We start from the raw sequence: 19,504 nt of genomic DNA, 5'->3' as shown, positions 1-19,504 counted from the left end.
TCCCGTATCGTCGCAAGCTCCTCAACTACGTGTACGGTTTGCGCAGCGGCGACTCCCGGTAGCCGTTCATGCCCTCCAGCAGCCCGAAGACACCGACGGCGCACAGCGGCCAGGCCACCCGCACGCCGGAGGCGGTCAGCCGCAGCGAGCCGGGGACGATCGTGATCCCGGGCTGCGCGGACGCCTCCACGGTGACCACGCCCAGCGTGAACGCCGAGCCCACCTGGAGCGTGATGTAGGCGCCGAGCAGCCCGCCCGCGCAGAGCCCCACCAGCACGGCCAGCTCGTGGCCGCGCCGCAGCCGCCAGCCCACCGCCCCGCAGACCAGCCCGAGCACGCCGGTGATCACCGCGAACCAGCCGTCGGCGGCGATCAGGGACTGCGTGGACGGGTCGGCCAGCACCTGCCCCCGCTCCGTGATCTGGTAGGGCGCCCGGGGCGACAGCCACGACCAGAGCAGCCCGGCGAGCACGGCCGTCGCAGCGAGAATGAGGACGGTCACCGCGAACGGCCGCACATGCCTCGCCACGCCACTCCCCTTCACCGCCCGCGTCCGGATCAGCTCGATGGTATCTCCCGGTTAGGCTCACTTCGTGATTCAAGAAGAGGTCTGGCTGATCGAACCCTCCGGCCCGCTCATCGGAGACGTCGAAGTACGCGGCTCCAAGAACGCCGTCTCCAAGCACATGGTGGCCGCGATGCTGGGCAGCGGGGAGAGCTGCATCCACAACGTCCCCGAGGTCGGCGAGGTCGGCATCACCGCGGCCATGCTGGAGGCCCTGGGCATCGACGTCGAGATCAGCAGGAACGAGATCCGCATCGCGCAGGGCCCGGAGATCCGGCCGCGCGTGCCCGACGCGTTCACCGGCCTGAACCGCATCCCCATCCTGATGCTGGGCCCGCTGCTGCACCTGGCGGGCGAGGCGTTCGTGCCGCTGGTCGGCGGCGACCCCATCGGCCGGCGGCCGGTGAACTTCCACGTCGAGGCGCTGCGCGCGATGGGCGCCGAGGTGCAGGTCGGCGACACCGGCATTCACGCCAAGGCCAAGCGGCTGAACGGTGCCCGGCTGGAGTTGGCCTATCCGAGCGTGGGCGCCACCGAGACGATCCTGATGTCGGCGGTGCTGGCCGAGGGCAAGACGGTGGTGAAGAACGCCGCGATGGAGCCCGAGGTGGTGGAGCTGGCGCTGTTCCTGCAGCGGATGGGCGCCCGGATCGAGCTGTCGCCCGACCGCCGGATCGTGATCGAGGGCGTCGAACGGCTGCACGGCGCCTCCATCTGGCTGGCCGGCGACCGCATCGAGGCGTTCTCGTACCTGGCCGCGGGCCTGGTCACCGGCGGTGAGGTGCGGGTGCACGGCTGCCCGCAGGACCGGCTGGTCACCGCGATCACCACGCTGGCCAGGATGGGCGCCCAGTTCGCCATCAACGACGAGTACCTGTGCGCCACCGCCCCGCCCGAGGGGTTGCGCGCGGCGGCGGTGCAGACCGACACCCACCCCGGCTTCATGACCGACTGGCAGACGCCGCTCATGGTGCTGTTCACGCAGAGCCAGGGCATGTCGGTGCTGCACGAGACGGTCTTCGAGAACCGCCTGGTGTACGTGCCCGCGCTGCAGAAGATGGGCTGTGAGATCGAGGTGTTCGACCAGTGCCTGGGCGGCCCGGCCTGCCGCTACCACGACACCAACGCCAAGCACTCGGCGGTGGTGCGCGGGGTCTCGCGGCTGAAGGGCGCCGACGTCACGCTGCCCGACATCAGGGCGGGGTTCTCGGCGGTGCTGGCCGCGGCGGTGGCCGACGACGTGTCCACCCTGCGCGGCGTGCACCACATCGAACGCGGCTATCACCGGCCGTTCGAGCAGTTCGCGTCGCTTGGTCTGAACATCCGTCGAGAACAGTAAAGGAGTCGGAAGTGGGCGTTTGCCGGTGATCTGTCGGCCGCAGATCACCTGAGTGAGTGTGCTCAGATCCATCGGCGGGCTCGGCGTGGCGGGGGCCCTCTGCGGCGTGCTCGCGGCGGCGCTGGTGGCACCGGCCGTGAGCGGGGCGGGCCTCGCCGCGAAGAGCGCCGCGAACGTCTTCGTGGACCTGCCGCCGCCGCCGCGCGAGGAACCTCTGGCCCAGGTCACGCGGCTGCTGGACCGCACCGGCAAGACCTTCGCCCAGTTCTACGAGGCCAACCGGACGACGGTGCGGCTGTCGCAGGTGGCCCCCGTGATGCGCCAGGCCATCGTGGCCATCGAGGACGCCCGCTTCTACGAGCACGGCGGCCTCGACGTCCGGGGCACCTTCCGGGCACTGCTCACCAACACCCAGGCCGGCGGCATCAAGCAGGGCGGCTCCTCGCTCACCCAGCAGCTGGTGAAGAACATCCTGGTCGAGAGCGCCCACACGGAGCAGGAACGCGACCGGGCGCGGGCGCCCAGCGTGGGCCGCAAGATCACCGAGCTGCGGCTGGCCCTGGCGCTGGAGAAGAAGTACACCAAGGACGAGCTCCTGGAGAAGTACCTCAACATCGCCTACTTCGGCGCGGGCGCGTACGGCGTCGAGGCCGCGGCCCGGCGGTTCTTCTCCACGACGGCCGCCGAGCTGACCCTGACGCAGGCGGCCACGCTCGCGGGCGCCGTCCGCATGCCGTACTCCACCGATCCCTCGCTCGGCCCGGCCAGGCAGGCACGGCTGAAGGAGCGGCGGGACATCGTGCTCGACCGGATGGCCGGCCTGGGACAGATCCCCCATCGGCAGGCCGAGATCGCCAAGCGGAGCCGGCTCGCCATTCGCCTCCGTCCGGAGCCCGGCGGGTGCGGGCAGAGCCTCTACCCCTACTACTGCCTGTACGTGCAGCGGGAACTGCTCACCAACCAGGTCTTCGGCAACACGGCGGCCGAGCGGCGGACCAGGATGGCCCGGGGCGGGCTGGTGATCAGGACCGGCCTCGACCCGGTGGCCCAGCGGGCCGCCGACGAGGCGATCCGCCGCCGGGTCCATCCCGAGGACACCGAGGTGGCCGCCGAGGCCATGATCTCCCCGGACACCGGGCGGATCAGGGCGATGGCGGCCAGCAAGGAGTTCGGCCGCAACCCGGGTGACCGCAAGAACGGCCGCAAGACGACGTTCAACCTGGCGGCGGACGTGGCGCACGGCGGCGGCATGGGGTTCCAGGCCGGGTCCACGTTCAAGGTGTTCACCCTGGCCACCGCCTTGCGGCAGGGCTGGAGGTTCGGCCAGGGGTTCCAGACGCCCGGCTCGCTGGTGCCGTCGCAGGGCTATCGCGACTGCGCCGGGCGGCCCGTCAACGACCCGCGGGCGACCATCTACAACGCCGGCGGCGAGGGCAGCGGCGGCGGCCCGCACAGCCTGTCGACCGGCACCTGGAAGTCGGTGAACATCTTCTACATGATGCTGGAGCGCAAGGTCGGCCTCTGCAACGTGGTCAAGACCGCCAGGGCGCTCGGCATCACCCGGGCCGACGGCAAGCCGCTGCGCGAGGTGCCGACGTTCACGCTGGGGATCAACGAGATGGACCCGGTGACGGTGGCGGCGGCGTTCGCCACGTTCGCGGCCCGCGGCAGGTACTGCCGCCCGCTGGCCATCGTGGAGATCGTCGGCCGCGACGGCGTGCCCACCCGGGTGCCGCCCGCCTGCGAGCAGGTCATGGACCGGCAGGTCGCCGACGCCGTCAACTACGTCCTGTCCGGGGTTTTCACCCAGGGCACCATGCGCGGCCAGAGCATCGGCCGCCCGGTGGCGGGCAAGACCGGCACCAACAACGGCTACACCTCGGCCTGGTTCGCCGGCTACACCCCGGACCTGGCGGCGGCCGTGAGCATGGGCGACATCCGCGGCTCCTACCGGTTCCCGTTGCAGAACGTGGAGATCGGCGGCCAGTACTACGGCTCGGTGCAGGGGGCGTCGCTGCCGGGGCCGATCTGGGTGGACTCCATGCAGGGGGCGTTGCGCGACACTCCGGCGCACGGGTTCCCCGGCCCCGACATGGGCCGGTTCGGCGGTGGCGTCACGCCGGGGCTTAAGGAGGCCGAGGAGGAGGAGAAACGCCGGGAGGCGCTCGGGCGCGGGCGTGACCGGTTCCGCGACCGGTTCGGGCCGTGGCTGGGGGAGCGGCGTGGCCACCACGCCCGCTGGCGCCCGTCGCGCCGCTTCCCGCGCTCCTTCGACGGCCGGCCGCCCTGGCGCGGCCCGCGCCACCGCTGACGGTGACCGGAGGGACGGGGGACGGGGTCAGCGCTTGCCGATGGGGGCGGTGACGGCCCGGGTGAGGGTGACGAGGTTGGCCGGGGCGGTCTCGATCTGCAGCCCGCGCTTGCCGGCCGAGAAGTAGATCGTGTCGAACTCCAGCGCCGAGGAGTCGACCACGGTCGGCAGCGCCTTGCGCTGCCCGAGCGGGCTGATGCCGCCGACCACGTAGCCGGTGACCCGCTCCACCTTGGCCGCGTCGGCCATCGCGGCCCGCTTGCCGCCCAGGGCCGCGGCCAGCGCCTTGAGGTCGAGCTTGCCCGCCACCGGCACGACGGCCACCGCGAGCCCGCTCTCCATCTCGGCGACCAGCGTCTTGAAGATCCGCTCGTACGGCACGCCGAGCGCGTCGGCCGCCTCCTCGCCGTAGGCCTGGGCGGCGGCGTCGTGCTCGTAGGGGTGGAGCGTGAACGCCGCCTTGGCCCTGGTCAGCGCCACCGTGGCCGGAGTGCCCCCCTGGGCCTTCGCCTTGCTCACGTCGATCCCTCCGGTGTCCGAGAATGGACAGTCTATCGAATCTACATTGTAAAGGCCCTGCCCGGCGTGTACCCGAGAGCACGCCGGAACACGTCGATGAACGCGCTGGCCGAGGCCCACCCGCAGCGATGCGCCACGGTCGTCACCGCGACGCCGTCGGCGAGCAGCAGCAGCGCGTGGTGCAGCCGCAGCTGCGTGCGCCACTGCGGGAAGCTCATGCCGAGCTCGGCGCGGCAGAGCCTGGCCAGCGTCCTGGCGCTGGCGCCCGCCGCCGTGCCCAGCTGGGCGAGTGTACGCCCGTCGGCCGGGTCGTCGTGCAGCAGCGCGCAGACGGCGGCCAGCCGCGGGTCGCGCGCCGTGGGCAGGTGGAACGGCTGCTCGGGGGCGCGGCGGAGCTGGTCGAGGAGCACCGCTCGCAGCCGCTCTCGCTCCTCGCCGGAGTCGAGGCCGCCGTCCGTGTAGGCGATGATCAGCTCCCGCAGCAGCGGGCCGACGGCCAGCACGGCGGGCCGGGCCAGGCCGAGCGGGTCGTCGGTGACCGGCATCCCGACCAGGCGCAGGTCGGTGCGGCCGTGGGCGCGGTGCTCGTGCACGGTCCCGGCCGGGATCCAGATCGCCCGGTTGGCCGGGGCGACCCAGGTGCCGGCGCCGGTGGTGACCGACAGCACGCCCCGGCAGGCGTAGCCGATCTGGTGGGTGTCGTGCCGGTGGGCGTCGATGCCCGTGCCCGGCGCGAGGGGGCGCCTGCCCGTGGGAGCCTCCGGCAGATGGCGGATCTCCGGCATAACTTGGCATTTTATCGGAAGCAGGCCAGCCGCCCCGGCGGTGATGATCGGACCGTGAAAGTGAACAGGGTCGCCATGCTCGCCATCGGCCACGGGAGCGTGGACGTCTACCAGGGCGCGGTGCCCGCTCTCGTCCCGTTCCTGGTGATGGAGCGCGGCTACGGCTACGTGGCGGCGTCGGGCGTCGTGCTGGCGGCCACGTCGCTGTCGTCCGTCGTCCAGCCGGTGTTCGGCGTGCTGACCGACAGGTGGCGGATGCCGTGGCTGATCCCGGTCAGCATGACCACCGCCGGGCTGGGGGTCGCGCTCAGCGGCGTCTCCGGGTCGTACGTCCTGACCTGGCTGGCCGTGGCCCTGTCGGGGCTGGGGGTGGCGGCGTACCATCCGGAGGCGGCGCGCCTGGCGCGGATCGCCAGCGAGGGCAGCCACGTGCGGATGAGCTGGTTCTCCCTGGGGGGCACGCTCGGTTTCGCGAGCGCGCCCGTCATCGTCACGCCGCTGCTGTCGCTGGGCGGGCTCGGCGCGTCGCCGCTCCTGGTGGTGCCGGCGCTGGCGGGCGCGCTGCTCACACTGACGGTGATCCGCGCCGTGGCCGGGCGTGAGGCGGCGGTGCGCGCCGCCTCGCCCGTCTCGGGGCGGGACGACTGGGCGTCGTTCGCCCGCCTCACGCTGGTGATCGTCTTCCGGTCCGTGGTGTACGTCGGGCTGAGCGCGTTCATCGCGGTCTACCTGGGGGGCGGCGCGGCGGGCGCGGTGGCGTTGTTCACGCTGTTCGCGGGGGGCGCGCTGGGCACCGTGCTCGGCGGCCGGCTCGCGGCCCGCCGGGGCCGGGTACGCACGATGCGGCTGGCGTACGCGGCCAGTGTCCCGGCCCTCGCCGGGATCGTGCTCGTCCCCGGTCACGCGGCGTACGTCTTCGTCGCGGCCACCGCGATCTTCCTGTACGCGCCGTTCTCCCTGCATGTGACGCTGGGCCAGGACTATCTGCCGCGCCGGGTGGGCACGGCCGGCGGGGTGACGCTCGGCCTGGCGGTCAGCGCGGGCGGGCTGACCAGCCCGCTGATCGGGGCGCTGGCGGAGGGCACCTCCCTGCGCCTGGCCCTGTCGGCGCTGGTGGTCTTTCCGGCCCTGGCCTGGCTGCTGTCGGGAACCCTGCGTGAGCCGGCCCCCTCGCTCGTCGCGGAGACGTCCTGAGGGGCGGGCTTCGACGGGCGGGGACGGGTCAGGCCGCGCCGTGGAACCGGCGCTGCAGCTCCCGCACCTCGTCCGCGAGCCCGGGGACGGGCCCGACCACCTCGGCGCCCGGCACGATGTCGTTGATCGGCAGGGTGCGGACAGGCGGCGCCGGGACACCCAGCTCGGCCAGCCAGCCGGCCAGCTGCTCGGAGGAGCTCACGTAGACGATGCGGCCGAGCCCGACCCAGCCGTGCGCGGCGGCGCACATCGGGCAGTGCTCACCCGAGGTGTAGACGGTCGCGGCCGCCCGCTCCCCGGGGGTGAGGTTGGCCGCCGCCCAGCGGGCCAGCGCGAACTCCGGATGCCGGGTCCGGTCGCCGCCGGCCACGTGGTTGTGGTCCTCGGCGAGCACGGCGCCGTCGGCCGCCACCAGCACCGACCCGAACGGCTCGTCGCCCGCGTGGAGCGCCTCGGCGGCCAGCTCCACGCAGCGGCGCAGATGCAGCAGGTCGTCGTCGGTCAGCATGGCGGCCTCCAGGATGGGATCTTCATCGCCATGCTAGCCCGGGGCCCCGGAGCTGCCGCGACTCGCGCGTCCGGATGGTGGACGGAACGGGATACACCCAGTGGACTCCGTAGACTGGTGGGGTGATTTCCCGTATCGACATGCGCGGTTCTCTGCCCGAGGACCTGCGCGACGTGCTGCCCCGCGCCGAGCTCGACGTCGAGGCCGCCCTGGAGAAGGTGCGGCCCATCTGCGAGGACGTGCGCCATCGTGGGGCGGCAGCCGTACGGGAGCTGACCGCCAGGTTCGACGGGGTCGAGATCGAGCGGGCCCGGGTGCCCGAGCAGGCCATCCGCGGGGCGCTCGACGAGCTGGCGCCCGAGGTCAGGGCGGCCCTTGAGGAGGCGATCCGGCGGGCCCGGCTGGTCCACCGCGACCAGCGCCGCGCCGACCACACGACCCAGGTCGTCCCGGGCGGCACCGTCACCGAGCGGTGGGTGCCGGTCGAGCGGGTCGGGCTCTACGTGCCGGGCGGCCGCGCCGTCTACCCCTCCAGCGTGGTCATGAACGTCGTGCCCGCCCAGGAGGCCGGCGTCGAGTCGCTGGCCGTGACGAGCCCGGCGCAGAAGGAGCACGGCGGGCTGCCGCACCCGGCGATCCTGGCCGCGTGCGCGCTGCTGGGCGTCGACGAGGTCTACTCCGTCGGCGGCGCCCAGGCGGTGGCCATGTTCGCCTACGGCACCGAGGAGTGTCCGTCGGCCACCATGGTCACGGGCCCCGGCAACATCTGGGTGGCCGCGGCCAAGCGGCTGCTCAAGGGCCGCATCGGCATCGACTCCGAGGCCGGGCCGACCGAGATCGCGATCCTGGCCGACGAGACGGCCGACCCGGTGCACGTGGCGGCCGACCTGATCAGCCAGGCCGAGCACGACGTGATCGCCGCCGCCGTGCTGGTGACCGACAGCGTGGAGCTGGCCGAGGCGGTGGAGAAGGAGCTGCCCGGCCAGGTCGGTGCGACCCGGCACGCCGCCCGCATCACCGAGGCGCTGAGCGGTCGGCAGTCCGGCATCGTGCTGGTCGACGGCATCGACGACGGGATCAAGGTGGTCAACGCCTACGCGGCCGAGCACCTGGAGATCCACACCGCCGACGCGGCGGAGGTCGCGGGCCGGATCCGCAACGCCGGCGCGATCTTCGTGGGCCCCTACGCCCCGGTGTCGCTCGGCGACTACCTGGCGGGCTCCAACCACGTGCTGCCCACGGGTGGCTGCGCCTGCCACTCTTCCGGCCTGTCGGTGCAGTCGTTCCTGCGCGGCATCCACGTCGTCGACTACACCCGCGAGGCGCTGGCCGGCGCGGCGGCGCACGTGTCGGTGCTGGCCGACGCCGAGGACCTGCCCGCGCACGGCGCCGCGGTCAGGGCGCGCTTCGACTGGCAGGTGCCCTCGTGACCGTGCCGGGAGCGCCCGAACCTGCCGACGCGACGAAGTGGGAGCACATGGAGCTGCACGACCTGCCGATCCGTGACGACCTCAGGGGCCGGACACCGTACGGCGCGCCCCAGATCGACGTCCCGGTCCGGCTCAACACCAACGAGAATCCCTACCCGCCGTCCAAGGCGCTGGTCGACGACCTGGCCGAGGAGGTGCGGCGCGAGGCGGCGGGGCTCAACCGCTATCCCGACAGGGAGGCCGACGCGCTGCGCGCCGAGCTGGCCGGCCACCTCGGCCATGGGCTGGGCGCCGGTCAGGTGTGGGCGGCCAACGGCTCCAACGAGGTGTTGCAGCAGATCCTGCAGGCCTTCGGCGGCTATGGCCGCACCGCGCTGGGGTTCGAGCCGTCCTACTCGATGCACCCGATCATCACCACCGGCACCAGCACCGAGTGGATCAGCGGCGCCCGCGAGGACGACTTCTCGCTCGACCCGGCCAAGGCGGCCGCGGCCGTCGAGGAGCACCGGCCCGACATCGTCTTCCTGACCTCTCCCAACAATCCCACCGGGACGGCCCTGCCGCTCGGCACCATCACCAGGGTGCTGGAGGCCGCCAGGGGCATGGTGGTGGTCGACGAGGCCTACTTCGAGTTCGCCCGGGAGGGCACACCGTCCGCGCTCTCGCTGCTGCCGGAGCACCCGAGGCTGATCGTCACCCGGACGATGTCCAAGGCGTTCGCGATGGCGGGCACCAGGGTGGGCTATCTGGCCGCGCATCCGGCCGTGATCGAGGCGCTGCTGCTGGTGCGGCTGCCCTACCACCTGTCGACGCTGACGCAGGCGGCGGCGCGGGTGGCGTTGCGGCACCGCGCCGAGCTGCTCGGTACGGTCGACGATCTGCGGCGCGAGCGCGACGCCACGGTGTCGTGGCTGCGTGCCAGGGGTTTGACGGTGGCCGACTCCGACGCCAACTTCGTGCTGTTCGGGCGCTTCCCCGAGCGGCGCGCGGTCTGGGAGGGTCTGCTGGCGAGGGGCGTGCTCATCCGTGAGGTCGGGCCGCCCGAATGGCTGCGAGTGTCGATCGGCACCGGCGAGGAGATGGCGGCGTTCCGCGCCGCGATGGAGGGAGTTCTGTGAGTCGCGTAGGCCGCGTCGAGCGCGCAACGAAGGAGACGTCGGTCCTGGTCGAGGTGGGTCTCGACGGCACCGGCCGGGTCGACGTGTCGACGGGGGTCGGTTTCTTCGACCACATGCTGGCGCAACTGGGCAAGCACGGGCTGTTCGACCTGACCGTCAAGACCGAGGGCGACCTGCACATCGACTCGCACCACACGATCGAGGACACGGCTCTCGCGCTGGGGGCGGCGTTCCGCGAGGCGTTGGGCGACAAGTCGGGCATCAGGAGGTTCGGCAACGCGTCGTGCCCGCTCGACGAGTCGCTCGCCCAGGTGACCGTCGACCTGTCCGGCCGGCCCTACCTCGTGCACACCGAGCCCGAGGGCATGGCGCCGATGATCGGCCCCGAATACGACACGACCATGACGCGCCACATCCTCGAGTCGTTCGTCGCGCAGGCGGCGATCTGCCTGCACGTCAGCGTCCCCTACGGGCGCAACGCGCACCACATCGTCGAGGCCCAGTTCAAGGCGCTGGCCAGGGCGTTGCGCGAGGCGTCCGAGCCCGACCCGCGCGCCACGGGCGTGCCGAGCACGAAGGGAGTCCTATGACCGAGAACGCGATCGCCATCGCGATGGTCTTCATCGGGCTCTTCCTGATCGGCGGCATCTTCTCCCTGGCCAAGCAGGGGCTCAAGATCGGCGCCGTCATCTGCGCGATCGGCGCGGCGATGGCGATCACGGCGGGGGTGATGTGGTGGTGAAGCGGATCGTCGTCCTCGACTACGGATCCGGCAACCTGCGCTCGGCCGAGCGGGCCCTGGCCAGGGCGGGCGGCGACGTGACCGTGACCGCCGACGCCGACGCCGCGATGGAGGCCGACGGGCTGGTCGTGCCGGGCGTCGGCGCGTTCGAGGCGTGCATGACGGGCCTGCGGTCGGTTCGCGGCGAGCGGATCATCGGCCGGCGGCTGGCCGGCGGACGCCCGGTGCTGGGCATCTGCGTCGGCATGCAGATCCTGTTCGCCCGGGGCGTCGAGCACGGCGTCGAGACCGAGGGCTGCGGCGAGTGGCCGGGCACGGTCGAGCGGCTCGACGCTCCCGTGCTGCCACACATGGGCTGGAACACCGTCAAGGCGCCCGCGGACAGCGTGCTGTTCGCGGGGCTCGACGCCGCGACGCGGTTCTACTTCGTCCACTCCTACGGCGTGCGCGACTGGGAGCTGCGGCCCGGCGACGGTTTCGACGAGCCGCTGGTGACCTGGGCCGAGCATGGCGTGCCGTTCGTGGCCGCCGTGGAGAACGGCCCGCTCATGGCCACCCAGTTCCACCCCGAGAAGTCAGGCGACGCCGGCGCGGCGTTGCTGCGCAACTGGCTCGGCACCCTGTGAGCCGTTCCCGGCGCGAGCTCCGGTGAGCAAGGAGCGGGCCCGCCGCCGGGCCGAACGTGAGGCCGAGCGGGCGCGCGCGATGCGGCTCAACGAGCAGCGCCAGGCGCGCGCGGCCCGCCGGCGTGCCCGCCTCGCCCGGCTGATCCCGCGCCCGGTGCGGGTGGCCCGCCAGGGGGGCCTGCTCGCCCGCCGCCGCCGGGCTCGCAACGTCGTGGTGCTGCTCGGTTTCCTGCTCGTCCAGACGCTGGTGTGGCTCATCTGGGGGTCGGCTTTCCTGAGCTTCGGTGTTCTCGTCTTCTCCCTGCTTCTGGCACCTGTCCTGGTGACTCTCGCTTTCGACCGGAGGATCTGATGTCGCTCGTATTGCTGCCCGCCATCGACGTGGTGGACGGCCAGGCCGTACGCCTCGTCCAGGGGGAGGCCGGCACCGAGACCGGCTACGGCGCGCCGCTGGCGGCCGCGCTGGCCTGGCAGGAGGCGGGGGCGGAGTGGATCCATCTGGTCGACCTCGACGCGGCCTTCGGCCGTGGTTCCAACCGGGAGCTGATCAGCGAGCTGATCGGCCGGGTCGACGTCAAGGTGGAGCTGTCGGGCGGCATCCGCGACGACGACTCGCTGGCCGCCGCGCTCGCCACCGGCTGCCGCAGGGTGAACATCGGCACGGCGGCGCTGGAGAACCCCGAGTGGTGCCGGAAGGTCATCGCCGAGCACGGCGACAGGATCGCGGTCGGCCTCGACGTGCGCGGCACCACGCTGGCCGCCCGGGGCTGGACCGAGGAGCGCGGCGACCTGTGGGAGGTGCTGGAGCGCCTGGAAGCCGACGGCTGCCCCCGCTACGTGGTCACCGACGTCACCAAGGACGGCACGCTGCGCGGCCCCAATCTCGACCTGCTGCGGCAGGTCTGCGCCCGCACCGGCAAGCCCGTCGTCGCCAGCGGCGGAGTGTCCTCTCTTGATGACCTGCGCGCACTGGCTTCTCTCGTTCCGGACGGAGTGGAGGGAGCCATCGTGGGAAAGGCCCTTTACGCTCAAGCCTTCACGCTGCAGAGCGCGCTGGTCGCGGTGAGTTAAGAGAGGGGGGCGTGATGGGCAACATGAGTATGGAAAGCACCGGTTCCAGGGTCTTCTCGGGTGGCATCTGGGAGGAGAGGTACGGCTACGCCCGCGCCGTGGTCGTGGGCAACAGGGTGATCGTGTCGGGGTGCACCGCCACGGTCGACGGTGAGGTCAGGTTCGTCGGAGACCCCTACGAGCAGAGCATGACCGCCATGGGCATCGCGTTGGAAGCCGTCGAGCGGGGTGGGCTGACCCGCGAGGACGTGGTCATGGTCCGCTACTACGTGGTGGAGCACTGCCACTTCGACCCGGTCGGCAAGGCCATCGCGGAGGTGTTCGGGCACGTCCGGCCGGCGTGCACCGGCGTACGGGTGGCCGGGCTGGTGGATCCGAGGATGCTGGTCGAGATCGAGATCGAGGCACTGCGCGCATGACCGTGGCGGTAAGAGTGATCCCGTGCCTGGACGTGGACGCGGGACGGGTGGTCAAGGGCGTCAACTTCGCCAACCTGCGCGACGCGGGCGATCCCGTCGAGCTGGCCAGGCGCTACGACGCCGAAGGAGCCGACGAGCTCACCTTCCTCGACATCACCGCGTCGTCGGGTGAGCGCGAGACCATGCTGGACGTGGTGCGCCGGACGGCCGAGCAGGTCTTCATCCCGCTCACGGTGGGTGGCGGCATCCGCTCGGTCGACGACGTCAACCGGCTGCTGCGGGCGGGCGCCGACAAGGTGTCGCTCAACACGGCCGCCATCGCGCGGCCCGAGCTGCTCACCGAGGCGTCGCGGCGCTTCGGCGCGCAGTGCGTGGTGCTGTCGGTCGACGCGCGCCGGGCGCCGGGCACCGAGAGCGGCTTCGAGGTGACCACCCACGGCGGCCGGCGTGGCACCGGCATCGACGCGGTCGAGTGGGCGGCGCGCGGCGAGGAGCTGGGCGTCGGCGAGATCCTGCTCAACTCGATGGACGGTGACGGCACGCTCGACGGCTACGACCTGGAGATGATCCGCGCGGTGCGGGCCGCGGTGCGGGTGCCGGTGATCGCCAGTGGCGGTGCGGGCCGGCTGGAGGACTTCCCGCCCGCGGTCGAGGCGGGCGCCGACGCCGTGCTGGCGGCGTCGGTGTTCCACTTCGGCACTCTGAAGATCGCCGAGGTCAAGGAGACACTGCGTCACGCGGGTCATCCGGTCCGCTAGGAGCCGGGACCGCCGTCGTTCCCCGTGGGCGGCGGCGGGCCGCCCGCCGCGTCAGAAGACGCGCATGTGGTGGAAGCACTCGTAGGCGGTGTCCTGGGCCGAGAACGCCTCGGCCTCCGACCGCTTGACGGCCAGGTAGGCGGAGCGGCGCAGCGGGCCGAGCGCCTCCATGAGCAGTTCGTCGGCCTCCAGCGCGTCGAGGGCCTCGTCCAGCGAGGTGGGCAGCCGCGGGTAGCGGCCGGGCCGGGTGTCGGGGTCGATGGCGACCGCCTCGCCCGGTTCGAGCTTGCGGCGCAGCCCGTCGAGGCCGGCGTGGATGACGGCGCCCAGCGACAGGTAGGGGTTGGCCGAGGAGTCGGACGGTTTCAGCTCCAGGTTGGGCTCGCCGCTCTCGCCCAGCGGGGAGCAGACGCGGATCGCCGCCTCCCGGTTGTCGGGGCCGTGCACGGCGTAGGCGCCGGCCCAGGAGCGGGGCGACAACCGGCGGAAGCCGTTGACGCTGCCGCAGGTGAGCGCGGTGAGGGCGGGCAGGTGGGCGATCAGGCCGCCGATGAAGCACTCGAGTTCGCCGTCGTCGCCGGCGAACACGTTGCGGGTGTCCTTCCACAGCGACAGGTGCAGGTGGGCGCCGTTGCCGGCCTGGTCGGGCAGCGGCTTGGGAGCCAGCGTGGCCCACATCGACATGCGCATCGCCACGCCGCGCACGGTCTCGCGGTAGAGGACGTGGTTGTCGGCGGCCCGCAGCGCGGGCGCGTGCCGTACGGACAGCTCCTGCTGGCCGGCCCCGAGCTCGGGATGGTAGTGCTCGACCCGCAGGCCCTGGGTCTCCAGCGCGTGGATGAGCTTGATCGTGTAGTCGTGGGCCGTATCGAAGCCGGAGTTGGCGTAGCAGAGGCTGTCGTCGATCGGCAGCAGCCGGTCGGGACCGCCGGAAGGGTCGGGCAGGCGGCGGCCGAGGGTGAACTCCGGCTCGAACGCGGCCATCAGCGTGTAGCCCTCGCCCGCCAGCGCGCCGATCGCGTCCTTGAGGAAGGTGCGCGGGCAGGCGTCCCAGGGGGAGCCGTCGATGGCGCGCAGGTCGGACAGCATCGCCGCCGCTCCGGGCGCGTGGGGGAGGGGGACGTAGGTGGAGGGGTCCGGAACGATGCGTACCTCGCCCACCGGACCCAGATGCTCGACCTCCTGCAACTGGTCGAGCATGTTCATCGCCATCATGGCCACCGTGTGCCCGATGCCCGTGTTGAGGCGCTCGGCCAGCCGTGACCGGGATGCCGCCTTGCCACGAATGACACCGCCGTGGTCGGCGTAGAGGAAGCGGATGAGCTCGATGCCTTCGAGCTCCGCTCGCTCCAGGATCCGCCGGACGTTGGGATCAGGCTGGTTGATCTTGGTGGCACTCGGACGATCTCTCATCCTGCCTGCGTAACACGATCCGGCAGCGCGGGGAAGCGTCTAACGCAGACAGAACCGCACCTCAGGTCAGAACATTGGTAAAGAAGACGGCCAACTGATTGGCTCCTTGGACGATCCCGTTGAACACGCCATTGACCGCGCTCGCGGCCTCGGCCGGCCGGGTGAACAGGTAGAAGACCACGAACGCCACGAGAACGTAGGTGATCACCTTCTTGACCTGCATGGGGGCCTCCTGCAGTCCATTCCCAGCCGTATATACCCGGATCTGGGCGATCACTGGCATCTTCTATGAAGATGTTCTTGATCCTAACCGGGGGGCTTCTTCCTTACGTCATGGTAAGGCCAAGTAGCGGACCCGGCAGGGGGATTGGCCAGGCGTGGGCCCGGACGGTCAGATGCCGAGCTTGGCGCTCTTCAGCCGGGCGATCGCGCCGGGGTCGCCGCTGAGCTCGACAAGGGTCTGCTCCTGCCGGCCGAAGCAGAACAGCAGCAGCTCCGACGCGGTGCCGGTGACCTCCACCTTGGGGCCGATCCGCGGCCCGCCGAGCGCCACGCCGCCGCCGATCCGGTGCAGCACCACGCCCACGGGCGACCTGCGCAGCATCAGCCTGCCGCCGGCCGAGACCCGCTTCCACAGCATCCGGTCCAGGTCGGGGGACACCTCGCGGGGCTCCCAGCCGGGCTGGGCGCGGCGGACGTCCTCGTGGTGGACGAACAGCTCCAGCGTGTTGACGGCCTCGTCCAGGAACGGCAGCAGGCCGTAGACGCCGCCGGGCCGGCGGACCAGGCCGACCAGCTCGGGGTAGGGATGCCTGGCCTTGAGTGAGTCCTGCACCGAGGCGGTGTGACCGGCCAGCGGCTTGAGCGCGATGCCGGCGGCCGCGTCGGGCCTGCGCTCGCGCAGCACGAGATGGGCGGCCAGATCGTAGGTGGTCCACCCGTCGCAGAGGGTCGGGGCGTCGGGGCCTAGCCGATCGAGCAGATCGCAGAGGGCGGCACGTTCGCCACGAGCGTGAGTCACGACCCCAACCCTACCTTCGGGAATAACACCACGATCAGCCGTGATAGGCAGTGATGTAGAAATCTGCACCTTACGGAAGGAAAAACAGCGAGTGGCGAGCAAGGTCACCTCGGCCGTCATGCGTAAGGGACTCCGCGTCCTCGGCGTGGCCGTCCGCACCGAGAAGGGGGTCTTCACGGCCGCGGTCCTGGCCAGCGCGCTCTACGGCGGCATGACGGTGGCGTCCGCCTGGGCGCTCGGCTGGGCCACCGAGAACGTCGTGCTGCCCGCCTTCGACCGGGGTGACGTCCCTTCGGGCGCGCTCTGGACGGCTGTGCTGCTCATCATGGGCGCCGCGCTGCTGAAGGCGATCGGCGTGGCCGGGCGGCGCATCCTGGCCGGCCTCCTGCAGTACCGCATGCAGGCCCGGTCCCGCCGCGAGGTCACCAAGCAGTACCTGCGGCTGCCCCTCGCCTGGCACCACCGCCACCCCACCGGCCAGCTGTTGTCCAACGCCAGCGCCGACGCCGAGGCCGCCTGGGCGCCCCTCGCGCCGCTGCCGATGGCCGTCGGCGTGATCGTCATGCTGTTCACCGCGGCCGTCGCGATGCTGATCACCGATCCCGTGCTCGCCCTGGTCGGCTTCCTGATCTTCCCGGCCATCGCCGTGCTGAACCTGGTCTACCAGCGCAGGCTCAGCCCCCTCGCGACCCGCGCGCAGCAACTGAGAGCCGAGGTCAGCGAGATCGCGCACGAGAGCTTCGACGGCGCGCTCGTGGTCAAGACCCTCGGCAGGGAGGCGCTGGAGACCGAGCGCTTCCGGCGCCGCGCGCACGAGCTGCGCGACGCCAACATCGCGGTCGGGCGGGTCCGGGGCCTGTTCGACCCGATGCTGGAGGCGCTGCCCACGCTCGGCGTGCTCGCGGTGCTCGCCGTCGGAGCGCTGCGGCTGTCGGGCGGCTCCATCGACTCGGGCGACCTGGTCCAGGTCGCCTACCTGTTCACGCTGCTCGCCTTCCCCATCAGGGCGCTCGGCTGGGTGCTCGCCGAGCTGCCGCGCAGCGTCGTCGGCTGGGAACGGGTGCAGGCCGTGCTGGACGCGAAGGGCTCGATGGAGTACGGCCAGGCGTCGCTGTCGGAGGCCGGGCCCGCAGAGCTCGAGGTGTCGGAGGTGTCCTACTCCTACGGCACGGGCGACGTGCTGCACGACGTCACCTTCGAGGTGCGGTCCGGCCGTACGGTGGCGCTGGTCGGCCCGACCGGATCGGGCAAGTCCACGCTGGTCCAGTTGCTCGCCCGGCTGGTCGACCCGCCGTCGGGCCGGGTGCTGCTCGACGGCGTGGACGTGCGCGAACTGGGCTACGGCCGCGTCGCCGAGGCGGTGGCGCTGGTGCCGCAGCAGACGTTCCTGTTCGACGACACCGTGCGCGGCAACGTCGCGCTCGGCCTGCCCGTCGACGACGAGGAGGTGTGGGCGGCGCTGCGGCTGGCCCAGGCCGACGGGTTCGTCGGCAGGCTCGCCGACGGGCTCGGCACGCGGGTGGGGGAGCGCGGCGCGACGCTGTCCGGCGGCCAGCGCCAGCGGCTCGCCCTGGCCCGCGCCGTCGTCCGGCGCCCCCGCCTGCTCATCCTCGACGACGCCACCTCCAGCGTGGACCCCCAGGTCGAGGCCAAGATCCTGTACGGCCTGCGCGACGCGGCGGAGGCGTCGAGCGTGGTGGTCGTGGCCTACCGGATGGCCACGATCGCGCTGGCCGACGAGGTCGTCTACCTCGACCGGGGCCGGGTCGTCGACCGCGGCTCCCACGACGAGCTGCTGGGGCGCTGCCTCGGCTACCGCAACCTGGTCACCGCCTACGAGCGCGAGGAGGCCGAACGGGCCGCGGTCGAGGCCGAAGAGGAAGAAGGGGTCAGCGCGTGAGCGACGTCCGGAGCATCGGGGCCAGCGCCGAACGGTCGGCCCTGGCCACCGTCCGCCATGGGCTGTCGCTCACGCCGGAGTTCCGCAAGGGGCTCCTCGTCACCCTGGCGCTGGCCGTGGTCGCCACCGTCGGCAAGATCATCGTGCCGATCGCCGTCCAGCAGACGATCGACACCGGATTCAAGGGCTCGTCGGCCGACATCTCGTACATCACGCGGGCGGTCCTGCTGTGCGCGGCGGCGGTGGTCCTGACGGCGTTCGCCGGCTACCTGATGAACGTCCGCCTCTACAAGGCCACCGAGGCGTCCCTGGCCACGCTGCGGGTGCGCGGCTTCCGCCACGTGCACGACCTGTCGGTGCTCACCCAGAACACCGAACGCCGGGGCGCGCTGGTGTCCCGGGTCACCAACGACATCGACCAGATCAGCACGTTCATGCAGTGGGGCGGGCTGATGATCATTGTGGCGTTCGGCCAGCTGTTCGTGGCCAGCGTGCTGATGTTCGTCTACTCCTGGCAGCTCACCCTGCTCGTGTGGGTGTGCTTCCTGCCGCTCATGGTCGCGCTGCCGAGGTTCCAGCGCTGGCTGTCCAGCGCCTACACGACCGTCCGCGAGCGCACCGGCGACATGCTCGCCGCGGTCAGCGAGTCGGTCGTGGGCGCGGCCGTCATCCGGGCCTACGCCTCCGAGCGGCGCACCGCCGACCGCGTCGACGCGGCCGTGGACGCCAACAAGGCGGCCCAGGTCAAGGCGCAGACCATCGTCGGGTTCGTCTTCCCGCTGACCGAGATCGTGGCCGCCGTCGCCCTGGCCGGCATCGTGCTGCTCGGCGTACGGCTCGGCATGTCCGGCGACATCACGGCGGGAGAGCTCGTCGCCTTCCTCTTCCTCATCACGCTGTTCGTCTCGCCCATGCAGACCGCCACCGAGGTGCTCAACGAGGCCCAGAACGCGGTCGCGGGCTGGCGGCGCGTCCTCGGCGTGCTCGACACGCCGCCCGACGTCGCCGACCCCGGCGCCGACGGGGTCGAACTGCCGCGCGGCCCGATCTCGGTCGCCTTCGAGGACGTGCACTTCGCCTACCCCGGCGGCGTGCCCGTGCTGCGCGAGGTGTCGCTGGAGATCCCGCCGCGCTCGCGCGTCGCGATCGTCGGCGAGACCGGGTCGGGCAAGACCACCTTCGCCAAGCTGCTCACCCGGCTGATGGACCCGGTCTCGGGCCGCGTCACCGTCGACGGCCACGACCTGCGCGCCGTCCGCTTCTCCTCGCTGCGCGAGCGCATCGTGATGGTGCCGCAGGACGGCTTCCTGTTCGACGGCTCGCTGGAGGAGAACATCAGGTACGGCAAGCCCGCCGCCGACCGCGAGGAGATCCTGCTCGCGCTCACCGAGCTCGGCCTGGCCGACTGGCTCGACGGCCTGCCCGCGGGCCTCGACACCCCGGTGGGCCAGCGCGGTGAGTCGCTGTCGGCGGGGGAGCGGCAGCTGGTGGCGCTGGCCCGCGCCTACCTCGCCGACCCCGACCTGCTCCTGCTCGACGAGGCCACCTCGGCCGTCGACCCGGCCACGGAGGTGCGGCTCGCCAGGGCGCTGGAGGGCGTCACCCGAGGCCGCACCGCCGTCTCGATCGCGCACCGGCTCTCCACGGCCGAGAACGCCGACGAGGTCCTGGTGTTCGACGACGGCCGCCTCGTCCAGCGCGGAGCGCACGAGGAGCTGGTGGCGCGGCCCGGCGTCTACGCGGACCTGCACGCCTCCTGGATCTCGGCCGCCCGCTCCTGACGCC

General features: G+C 72.1%; 21 protein-coding genes. 14 read left to right on the top strand and 7 right to left on the bottom strand.

Annotated elements, in window-relative coordinates; all coding sequences use genetic code 11:
- Positions 1-25 precede the first annotated feature (25 nt).
- On the bottom strand, positions 26-529 hold the full coding sequence (locus tag IEY82_RS24915; RefSeq protein WP_189126626.1) for a hypothetical protein: 504 nt from the start codon (positions 527-529) through the stop codon (positions 26-28).
- 64 nt (positions 530-593) lie between these two features.
- On the opposite strand from IEY82_RS24915, the gene murA reads away from it, so the two are divergent.
- Together murA and IEY82_RS24905 are read left to right on the top strand one after the other, a co-directional pair.
- Positions 594-1,904 carry a UDP-N-acetylglucosamine 1-carboxyvinyltransferase gene (murA, locus tag IEY82_RS24910; protein ID WP_225263710.1) on the top strand — a complete coding sequence of 437 codons (1,311 nt, stop codon included), beginning with the start codon at positions 594-596 and terminating at the stop codon, positions 1,902-1,904.
- Between the two features lie 52 nt (positions 1,905-1,956).
- A complete protein-coding gene (locus IEY82_RS24905) occupies positions 1,957-4,215 on the top strand; it encodes a transglycosylase domain-containing protein (protein ID WP_189126625.1) in 2,259 nt (752 codons plus the stop codon).
- 27 nt (positions 4,216-4,242) lie between these two features.
- Here the strand turns inward: IEY82_RS24905 and ybaK are convergent, their stop codons facing one another.
- Positions 4,243-4,734, bottom strand: coding sequence for a Cys-tRNA(Pro) deacylase (gene ybaK, locus IEY82_RS24900; protein ID WP_189126624.1), 492 nt, complete (start codon positions 4,732-4,734; stop codon positions 4,243-4,245).
- Positions 4,735-4,775: 41 nt separating this feature from the next.
- Positions 4,776-5,519, bottom strand: coding sequence for an AraC family transcriptional regulator (locus tag IEY82_RS24895; RefSeq protein WP_189126623.1), 744 nt, complete (start codon positions 5,517-5,519; stop codon positions 4,776-4,778).
- A 54-nt stretch (positions 5,520-5,573) separates the two neighbouring features.
- Here IEY82_RS24895 and IEY82_RS24890 point away from each other — a divergent pair, with 54 nt between their 5' ends.
- Positions 5,574-6,713, top strand: a complete 1,140-nt coding sequence (locus IEY82_RS24890) for an MFS transporter (protein WP_225263714.1) — start codon at positions 5,574-5,576, stop codon at positions 6,711-6,713.
- A 28-nt stretch (positions 6,714-6,741) separates the two neighbouring features.
- Here IEY82_RS24890 and IEY82_RS24885 read toward each other — a convergent pair whose 3' ends face one another.
- Positions 6,742-7,221, bottom strand: coding sequence for a nucleoside deaminase (locus tag IEY82_RS24885; protein ID WP_189126622.1), 480 nt, complete (start codon positions 7,219-7,221; stop codon positions 6,742-6,744).
- 122 nt (positions 7,222-7,343) lie between these two features.
- Here IEY82_RS24885 and hisD point away from each other — a divergent pair, with 122 nt between their 5' ends.
- The 9 genes from hisD to hisF are packed head-to-tail and all read left to right on the top strand — an operon-like array spanning position 7,344 to position 13,385.
- Positions 7,344-8,651, top strand: coding sequence for a histidinol dehydrogenase (gene hisD / locus IEY82_RS24880; RefSeq protein WP_189126621.1), 1,308 nt, complete (start codon positions 7,344-7,346; stop codon positions 8,649-8,651).
- A gap of 47 nt (positions 8,652-8,698) precedes the next feature.
- The gene (locus tag IEY82_RS24875; protein WP_189126695.1) at positions 8,699-9,769 is read left to right on the top strand and encodes a histidinol-phosphate transaminase; all 1,071 of its coding nucleotides are present in this window, start codon (positions 8,699-8,701) and stop codon (positions 9,767-9,769) included.
- Positions 9,766-10,359 carry an imidazoleglycerol-phosphate dehydratase HisB gene (gene hisB, locus IEY82_RS24870; protein WP_189126620.1) on the top strand — a complete coding sequence of 198 codons (594 nt, stop codon included), beginning with the start codon at positions 9,766-9,768 and terminating at the stop codon, positions 10,357-10,359. The genes IEY82_RS24875 and hisB overlap by 4 nt, the downstream gene beginning before the upstream one ends.
- Positions 10,356-10,511, top strand: coding sequence for a CG2302 family histidine operon protein (locus IEY82_RS24865; RefSeq protein WP_189126619.1), 156 nt, complete (start codon positions 10,356-10,358; stop codon positions 10,509-10,511). Before hisB ends, IEY82_RS24865 begins: the two co-directional genes overlap by 4 nt.
- Positions 10,505-11,137 carry an imidazole glycerol phosphate synthase subunit HisH gene (gene hisH / locus IEY82_RS24860; protein ID WP_225263715.1) on the top strand — a complete coding sequence of 211 codons (633 nt, stop codon included), beginning with the start codon at positions 10,505-10,507 and terminating at the stop codon, positions 11,135-11,137. Before IEY82_RS24865 ends, hisH begins: the two co-directional genes overlap by 7 nt.
- A gap of 22 nt (positions 11,138-11,159) precedes the next feature.
- Positions 11,160-11,489, top strand: coding sequence for a hypothetical protein (locus IEY82_RS24855; RefSeq protein WP_189126617.1), 330 nt, complete (start codon positions 11,160-11,162; stop codon positions 11,487-11,489).
- Positions 11,489-12,208 carry a bifunctional 1-(5-phosphoribosyl)-5-((5-phosphoribosylamino)methylideneamino)imidazole-4-carboxamide isomerase/phosphoribosylanthranilate isomerase PriA gene (priA, locus tag IEY82_RS24850; protein ID WP_189126616.1) on the top strand — a complete coding sequence of 240 codons (720 nt, stop codon included), beginning with the start codon at positions 11,489-11,491 and terminating at the stop codon, positions 12,206-12,208. The genes IEY82_RS24855 and priA overlap by 1 nt, the downstream gene beginning before the upstream one ends.
- Before the next feature lie 23 nt (positions 12,209-12,231).
- Positions 12,232-12,627: a Rid family hydrolase gene (locus IEY82_RS24845; protein WP_189126615.1), complete on the top strand. Its 396-nt coding sequence runs from the start codon at positions 12,232-12,234 to the stop codon at positions 12,625-12,627.
- Complete coding sequence (hisF, locus tag IEY82_RS24840) at positions 12,624-13,385, top strand: imidazole glycerol phosphate synthase subunit HisF (protein ID WP_189126614.1); 762 nt, start codon at positions 12,624-12,626, stop codon at positions 13,383-13,385. The genes IEY82_RS24845 and hisF overlap by 4 nt, the downstream gene beginning before the upstream one ends.
- Positions 13,386-13,436: 51 nt before the next feature.
- Here the strand turns inward: hisF and IEY82_RS24835 are convergent, their stop codons facing one another.
- The 3 genes from IEY82_RS24835 to IEY82_RS24825 form a co-directional block, all read right to left on the bottom strand.
- The gene (locus tag IEY82_RS24835) at positions 13,437-14,798 is read right to left on the bottom strand and encodes a glutamine synthetase family protein (RefSeq protein WP_189126613.1); all 1,362 of its coding nucleotides are present in this window, start codon (positions 14,796-14,798) and stop codon (positions 13,437-13,439) included.
- A gap of 61 nt (positions 14,799-14,859) precedes the next feature.
- The gene (locus IEY82_RS24830; protein WP_189126612.1) at positions 14,860-15,021 is read right to left on the bottom strand and encodes a hypothetical protein; all 162 of its coding nucleotides are present in this window, start codon (positions 15,019-15,021) and stop codon (positions 14,860-14,862) included.
- Between the two features lie 168 nt (positions 15,022-15,189).
- Positions 15,190-15,819, bottom strand: coding sequence for a TIGR03085 family metal-binding protein (locus IEY82_RS24825; protein WP_225263716.1), 630 nt, complete (start codon positions 15,817-15,819; stop codon positions 15,190-15,192).
- A 118-nt stretch (positions 15,820-15,937) separates the two neighbouring features.
- Between IEY82_RS24825 and IEY82_RS24820 the strand changes: the two genes are divergently transcribed.
- Both IEY82_RS24820 and IEY82_RS24815 read left to right on the top strand, forming a co-directional pair.
- Complete coding sequence (locus IEY82_RS24820; protein WP_189126610.1) at positions 15,938-17,719, top strand: ABC transporter ATP-binding protein; 1,782 nt, start codon at positions 15,938-15,940, stop codon at positions 17,717-17,719.
- Entirely contained in the window at positions 17,716-19,500 is a 1,785-nt protein-coding gene (locus tag IEY82_RS24815; protein ID WP_189126609.1) for an ABC transporter ATP-binding protein, read from the top strand. Before IEY82_RS24820 ends, IEY82_RS24815 begins: the two co-directional genes overlap by 4 nt.
- Positions 19,501-19,504 lie beyond the last annotated feature (4 nt).

Origin of the sequence: Nonomuraea cavernae (assembly GCF_014646355.1) — a bacterium.
Classification (GTDB): Bacteria; Actinomycetota; Actinomycetes; order Streptosporangiales; family Streptosporangiaceae; genus Nonomuraea; species Nonomuraea cavernae.
Note: the sequence above shows the minus strand (reverse complement) of the source record. Positions and strands in the feature narration are given on the sequence as shown.

Coding starts and splice junctions, on each gene's coding strand:
- IEY82_RS24895 (WP_189126623.1), bottom strand. CDS start 5,519: ATGCCGGAGATCCGCCATCTGCCGGAGGCTCCCACGGGCAGGCGCCCC.
- IEY82_RS24885 (WP_189126622.1), bottom strand. CDS start 7,221: ATGCTGACCGACGACGACCTGCTGCATCTGCGCCGCTGCGTGGAGCTG.
- IEY82_RS24875 (WP_189126695.1), top strand. CDS start 8,699: ATGGAGCTGCACGACCTGCCGATCCGTGACGACCTCAGGGGCCGGACA.
- IEY82_RS24865 (WP_189126619.1), top strand. CDS start 10,356: ATGACCGAGAACGCGATCGCCATCGCGATGGTCTTCATCGGGCTCTTC.
- priA (WP_189126616.1), top strand. CDS start 11,489: ATGTCGCTCGTATTGCTGCCCGCCATCGACGTGGTGGACGGCCAGGCC.
- IEY82_RS24845 (WP_189126615.1), top strand. CDS start 12,232: ATGAGTATGGAAAGCACCGGTTCCAGGGTCTTCTCGGGTGGCATCTGG.
- hisF (WP_189126614.1), top strand. CDS start 12,624: ATGACCGTGGCGGTAAGAGTGATCCCGTGCCTGGACGTGGACGCGGGA.
- IEY82_RS24835 (WP_189126613.1), bottom strand. CDS start 14,798: ATGAGAGATCGTCCGAGTGCCACCAAGATCAACCAGCCTGATCCCAAC.
- IEY82_RS24830 (WP_189126612.1), bottom strand. CDS start 15,021: ATGCAGGTCAAGAAGGTGATCACCTACGTTCTCGTGGCGTTCGTGGTC.
- IEY82_RS24820 (WP_189126610.1), top strand. CDS start 15,938: ATGCGTAAGGGACTCCGCGTCCTCGGCGTGGCCGTCCGCACCGAGAAG.